At 48.6% G+C, this 1,008-nt stretch carries 1 protein-coding gene; it reads left to right on the top strand.

Features of this window, described 5'->3' with window-relative positions; genetic code table 11:
* A partial coding sequence (locus tag AC6I5A_RS01265; protein ID WP_034610809.1) for an IS3 family transposase occupies positions 1–821 on the top strand: 821 nt, incomplete at its 5' end.
* Positions 822–1,008: the final 187 nt, after the last annotated feature.

The following is a 1,008-nucleotide window of genomic DNA, read 5'->3' as shown; positions in this document are numbered from 1 at the left end:
GCCTTCCTCCTAGTCAGATCGTCCCTATTCTCGCCGATCAAGGCACCTACTTGGCATCAGAATCCTCATTCTATCGTGTCTTAAGAAGACATGATATGCAGCATCATCGGGGTCGAAGTAAGAACCCTAGTAGTAAGCCTATCTCAACTCATTGTGCCACAGGACCTAATCAGGTTTGGATGTGGGATATCACATGGCTCCCAGGACCAGCTAAAGGCATCTATTTCTATCTATATTTGATCCTCGATCTCTTCAGCAGGAAAGTCATCGCCTGGGAGATTTGGTTGGAAGAGTCGGCTGAAAATGCCAGCCATTTAGTACGACGTGGGGTCATGTCCGAACAGCATACCGTGCCGTTCAAGCCCTTGGTTCTCCATTCTGACAATGGTAGCCCAATGAAAGGGGCCTCACTCTTAGAAACCTTGTATCAGCTTGGTATAACCCCTTCCAGAAGCCGTCCACGAGTTAGTAACGATAATCCCTATGCGGAGTCTATTTTTAGAACTTGTAAATACCGCCCAAATTACCCGTTGTCGGGATTCGTCGATCTAACCCAAGCAAGAACCTGGGTATTAACGTTTGTACGTTGGTATAACCATGAACACCGTCACAGTGGTCTGAATTTCCTAACACCCTATCAAAGGCATAGCGGAGTAGCCCAAGATATCCTGCAAAACCGACATGAACTCTATGAACAAGCCAAAGCCACTCATCCCGAACGTTGGTCCGGTGAAACACGTGACTGGAGCATTGAGAGTGAGGTGTGGCTAAATCCAGAGCGTATATCAAGAGAACAAACTGAGGAAAAAAATACATCCTAGCTCAACCGTCAATCCCCGTTGACCCCAGAGTAGGACTTTACATGGGGGCGGCGGATGCTACCCTAAATCAAGGGATGGGGCTGACCCCAGAGGAATACCGCCTTATGAGCCACAGCCCTCGACCCATTGAAGCATCCGCCGTAGGGTCCCATGTCAAGTCGACCCCAGAGACTATTTGGGTGATAGT

This window comes from Desulfosporosinus sp. Tol-M2 (assembly GCF_059735615.1).
This window is presented reverse-complemented; position numbering and strand designations above follow the sequence as displayed.